The sequence below is a fragment of the Rheinheimera sp. genome (assembly GCF_036568245.1).
Taxonomy (GTDB): domain Bacteria; phylum Pseudomonadota; class Gammaproteobacteria; order Enterobacterales; family Alteromonadaceae; genus Alishewanella.
Map to the genome: position 1 here is coordinate 1 of NZ_DATCSY010000404.1, position 4948 is coordinate 4948.

Here is a 4948-nt window from a genome sequence, read left to right on the forward strand (position 1 = left end):
ATCCTTAACGGAATAACCACGTTCGGTGATTTGTTTGATTGCTTCAGCTTTGAATTCTGGTGTAAAACGTTGCTTGGACATGGTGCCCTCCTAAAGTTGTATTCTAACCTAAGGAGTGTCTACTGTTTTAGGGGAAGTCCAAAGTTATTTGCGGCATAAGTCACAAAAACGAGCGTTTCTGGCGGTGTTTTATCTGGCAGTACTGGTAAATATCAGCACGTTACTGTGGCTACACAGCCAAAACCTGTTGCCAGCTCTGCTGCCAGTTTTCTAGTTATTCGCTATTACAGCACTTCACGCTCTTTGGGCCTGCGCCTTGGAATAACATCCGGGTGCAGCGCTTTAATCTGCGCCAGATAGCGTTTAAAGCGCAGCATCAGATCGTCATCCAGTTCGCTTCTGGCCAGCAGTTTTACCGATGCCCGTACGTAGCGCTGGCTAAAATCAGTCACTCTGGCGCCTTTAACCAGGGTTTGCATCAGATTGATCGCAATAGTCGGGTTGGTGGGCATGTAATCAAAGGTTTCGGCAAAGCGGTCAAAGGCGGTATTAAAGTCTTCCCGCTGATAGGCTTGTGCGGCTTCGGTATTGATGATCTTCAGTTTGTTTTTTAACTCTTCATGCCGTAGCTGTTCCATTTCCAGCATGATGCGCTGGGTCTCGGTCAGGAAATCGTCGCGTTCCAGTATATGTTGCAGCTTATCGATATAAACCTGGCTGGCGTATAAATCACCCAGTTCAAAATAGGCTTTGGCCGCATCCATACAGCTGTCGATGGTAATAGTGTGTTGATAAGACAGCGGTATTTCACATACAAGCGCGATAACCAATCCAGAGCTTCTACTTTTGTTTCATCAAACTGCGTCAAATCGGCTAATTGTAACTCGGTGTCATCCCAGCGCTGCTGATAAAAACAGGCTACCGCGTAGCCCAGTCTGGCCCAGGCCGTTGTTTTATACTGCTGCAGCACCTGCTGATAGAACGCTTCTGCCTCTGCATAGCTGCGCAACTTAAGCAGTAATTCCCCTTTGATACGCAGTGCGGCGGCGGTAAATTCGGGCTTTTGCACAACAGCGTTATCGCACTCTGCAATGGCATTTTGGTAGTCCTGCGCGAACAGGCTGACATAGATTTTGCGCAGCGCAATACGGCCTTTTACTGCGCGACTGATACGCTCTTCCAGCTGCTGGTAGGTAAAGGGTTTTAGCAGGTAATCATCGGGTTGCAGCTCTATCATGCCGTGCACTATCTGGCGCTGATTCTCTGCACTGACCATAATGAAACAGTTCAGCGGTGCCAGAAGTTGCCGGGTTTTTAAGGTTTCAAACAGTTGGTAGCCATCTTTGCCTTCACCCAGGTTGAAGTCACTGAGAATAAAGTCGAACGGGATCTCGTGGCATTTAGCGATAGCTTCGTTTGCGTCGCGGGCCAGATGAATAGACTCAAAACCTATTTGCTGGGCCATGGCTTTTATAGACGTTCTGACCGGGGCGCAGTCGTCGATGATCAGAATTTGTTTACAACGATAAAAGCTGGCGTCCATACCTACCACACAATAATCAGGCTGATTATGCATACTAGGTTATGTCGGGTTGCGGAGTAAAGTGTCTGATGCGGTCTGAATTTATGACTGCAGCAGTGAAGCTGCGATCTATCGGCTATATTTTAGCGTATCCATCATTGCCAATTGTTTAGTGGAGACAGGTATGAACTTTCATCGCGTGAGCCATTTAAATCATCAGGGTGTACGGATCAATGAGTTAGTGATCCATTCCTATGAAATGAGCGTCTATCTGGCAGAAGCTGACTATGACGGCCGCAAAGCATTTTTGCAGGATGAAACCGGCAGGGCGCAACGTTTTCATAGTGTGGAAGAAGTCAGGCAGCTACTGGACCGCTGCACCATCTGTAAAGCTTATCTGGTGCATCAGTCCGCGTATGATGAAATGTGTGGTTGTGCAGAGCACGGCGACAATACCTTAAAGGTACCGCTGTTTGTCACCGGTGTCAGTTGATACTCTGATACAGCCGTTGCCACATAGCAGCATTTTGCTGTTTTAGCGCAGCGGCTTTTTGTTTCACGTCGCTTGCCAAAGTGTCTTTATTGTCCAGCAGTTGTTGCAGGGCATGCAGCAGGTTTTGCTCGCTCAGCTCGGCTACACAGTAATCCCCCATACCAAAATCGCTCATCATGGCATGGTACTTGTGGCTCCAGCTGGTCGCGATACAGGGCACACCCTGGCTGAGGGCGTTAACTGCACCGTGAAAGCGTGAACTGATTGCCAGAGCTGCGTTACCGATAAAGGCTTTGACTGCCAGCGGGTCTTCTATCTGAACTATAGTGCACGGCGCTTTAGCGGCAATTTCTTCACACAACTGCGCGTCTTCTTTGCCTTCATGGTTCACCAGTACACATTGCATACCTTGTTCAGCCAGCTTATTGGCTGCAGCGGCGAAGGCAACGATATAGTCAGCGCGCATTTTCTCCGCGTCGGCATGGTTAAACTTAGACACCACTTTGTTGTTCGGGATAAGTGCGGCATAAGGGCCGGGCATCGCGGGTATTTCGTCGTTAGGCCGTGCCGTTAAACCGACGGTAAAGTCTGGCGTCAGCACGACAGAATCAGGCAGGTTTGGCACACAGCTTTGTAAATGCTGTAGCGATACCGGATCACGGACAAAAATCAGCCGGGCGTTGTGAATAATGTCGCGCATCGCGGCTTTGCTGTCTTCGGTTTTAAACGGGCCAAACGCCTGCGGCATAAAAACAAAAGGTTTACCGGCTTTGGCAAAACGCACCACTTCTTTGGCGGTATTTTGCAAAAAGCGCAGCGGCCATTGATCGCCATAGGCAAAACCGCTGGCTTCCAGTATTAAATCAACCTGACGCTCGCTCACCATGCCGTAGCGGTTAAATAAGCGCTGCACTGCAGAGGGTAATTTGCCTATCAGCGGCGTCAGATCTAAGCCGCCACGGCGATACGATAGTTTTTGCCAGGCACCGAGGCGGGCTCGCTCGGGGTAGGGCAGGTTTGGGCCGGGCGGCAGTACCAGTTCGGTCGGTTGGGGTAATTGTTTTAACCCTTCAAGGCATGCCAACAGCATCAGGTAGGCGCCCTTATTACGAAACTGCACACCTTTAATTTCAACAAAAAGCGCTTTACTCATCTGGGTTCTCTCTACTGGTTAACTTTTACAACCTATGCGGTTGAACAGGGGCTATTTAATAGCTCTGGGCCTTTGGTTGTGCTGCCGCTTATGGCGAAAGTGCGAAATAATACGCCAGATATGCTGTAGCAGATACAGGTAAGCCGCAAACAACAGTAAAAATAGCAGCAACATTATGACGTCAGGCACCAGCAGGTATTCGCCGATAATACCAATGCAGGCAAAGATACAGGCCAGCGCGGTGATAAGCATGAGTGACTCCCGCGAGTTAAGCCCCAACCGCAATGAAATGTGGTGCAGGTGCTCGCGGTCGGCCTGAAACGGCGACTGGCCTTTGCGGATGCGCCGCACCATGATGGCTATCATATCCATCAGCGGTATAGCGATGATCCACAGCGCAGTAACAGGCCGGAAGCTGGCCGTTTCACTTTGGGTGCCGATGATCAGCAACCAGATAACGCTAAGACCAATTAACATACTGCCGGCATCGCCCATAAAAATACGCCGGCCGGGGATCAGGTTCAGGTTGCATGCCAGATAGGGTAGCAGTGCGATGGCGATCACCAGCGCTAAGCTGGCATACAGCTGCTGGCCCCACAAGGTCATAAAAATAGCCAGCGTGATAAAGCTGACCAGGCTTAGCATACCCGCCAGGCCGTCAATACCGTCGGTCATGTTAAAGGCATTAATGGCGGCGATGACGGCTATCAGCGTGATGGGGAGGCCCAGTACACCGAGTTCCACTACACCAAAACCAAACAGATTACCCAGGCTGGCAATATGTAAATCCAGGCTGTAAGTCATGGCAAGGCCAACCAGTGTTTGTACTGCCAGACGCAGTTTGACACTTAAATCCAGGTAGTCATCAAATACGCCCAGCACAACAATGACGCCGCTGCAGGCCAGGTAGTAAAAGGGTTGTATGCTGCTGTCGGCAAGCAGCAATAATGCTGTTGCCAGACCGCAATAGGTCGCAATGCCACCAATTAACGGTACCGCACCCTGATGCTGTTTACGGCCACGGGGAATATCTACCAGGCCTATCCGAACGGACAGCGGATACCACAAACCGATAGCAACACAGGCGGTAAAAAAGGCGACTAAATAAAGTGGCAAATGTTCAGACATTACACATCCGGTTGTTAATCAGTGTTAGCATCTATTCAGCTAAGCGTCAGCTGAAATCGGTTATTTATATTGTTCAGAGTTTGTAGCGCAATACGCTATAAACTAAGTGTTTTTTTAATATGCAACAAGTATTGTACACAGTCTGGCAGACTGTCGGGGTGAAAATTCAGCGTGCAAGTGATTAACAGTAATATTCTGATTATCAGTAATATGGGCCCAAAGCCGTCATCGCCATTTCAGGGCAAGTTTGTACATAATCAGGTATGGGCGCTGGCTGCTCTTCATCCTGCGTATCATTATATGCGCTGGCACAGTGACTCTTTGCTGAACAAAATATTGAAATATCCGGTTTTTATACTGGATTTTATCTGGCGCTATATGCTGAGCCGTCGCAGGTTTGATATTGTACACGTACATTTTTTTTATCCGACCATCTATCTGGCGATACTATATAAAACGCTGCGTAACCGCAGAGTGAAAATTGTAGTGACTTGTCATGGCAGTGATATCTATAAGTATCAACCACCGGGTAAACTTTACCGCTGGTGTGCCACTAAGGTTGACCAGTGGATTTTTGCCAGTAAGGCGCTGGCCAGGCACTTTGCTTTGCCGGTACAGCAAGCAGAAGTGTTACCGGCTGGTATTAATGAGC

Annotated in this window: 7 protein-coding genes; 2 read left to right on the forward strand and 5 right to left on the reverse strand. The window is 49.0% G+C overall.

Annotated elements, in window-relative coordinates; all coding sequences use genetic code 11:
* From VIN66_RS18330 to VIN66_RS18340, 3 genes are all read right to left on the reverse strand, one after another.
* Positions 1 to 81, reverse strand: an 81-nt coding sequence (locus VIN66_RS18330; RefSeq protein WP_331924129.1) for a transposase, incomplete at its 3' end; no start/stop codon positions are given.
* A 203-nt stretch (positions 82 to 284) separates the two neighbouring features.
* Positions 285 to 764 (reverse strand): hypothetical protein, encoded by a 480-nt coding sequence (locus VIN66_RS18335; protein WP_331925328.1) that lies wholly within the window; start codon positions 762 to 764, stop codon positions 285 to 287.
* Complete coding sequence (locus VIN66_RS18340; protein WP_331925329.1) at positions 665 to 1576, reverse strand: response regulator; 912 nt, start codon at positions 1574 to 1576, stop codon at positions 665 to 667. Before VIN66_RS18340 ends, VIN66_RS18335 begins: the two co-directional genes overlap by 100 nt.
* Before the next feature lie 130 nt (positions 1577 to 1706).
* On the opposite strand from VIN66_RS18340, the gene VIN66_RS18345 reads away from it, so the two are divergent.
* Positions 1707 to 2015: a DUF6482 family protein gene (locus VIN66_RS18345; RefSeq protein WP_331925330.1), complete on the forward strand. Its 309-nt coding sequence runs from the start codon at positions 1707 to 1709 to the stop codon at positions 2013 to 2015.
* Here VIN66_RS18345 and VIN66_RS18350 read toward each other — a convergent pair.
* Both VIN66_RS18350 and wecA read right to left on the reverse strand, forming a co-directional pair.
* Positions 2008 to 3168: a polysaccharide pyruvyl transferase family protein gene (locus tag VIN66_RS18350; protein ID WP_331925331.1), complete on the reverse strand. Its 1161-nt coding sequence runs from the start codon at positions 3166 to 3168 to the stop codon at positions 2008 to 2010. The two genes, VIN66_RS18345 and VIN66_RS18350, sit on opposite strands and share 8 nt — an antisense overlap.
* A gap of 51 nt (positions 3169 to 3219) precedes the next feature.
* Entirely contained in the window at positions 3220 to 4296 is a 1077-nt protein-coding gene (gene wecA, locus VIN66_RS18355) for a UDP-N-acetylglucosamine--undecaprenyl-phosphate N-acetylglucosaminephosphotransferase (protein ID WP_331925332.1), read from the reverse strand.
* 171 nt (positions 4297 to 4467) lie between these two features.
* Between wecA and VIN66_RS18360 the strand changes: the two genes are divergently transcribed.
* Positions 4468 to 4948 (forward strand): glycosyltransferase (locus tag VIN66_RS18360; protein WP_331925333.1); only part of this gene is annotated, 481 nt, incomplete at its 3' end.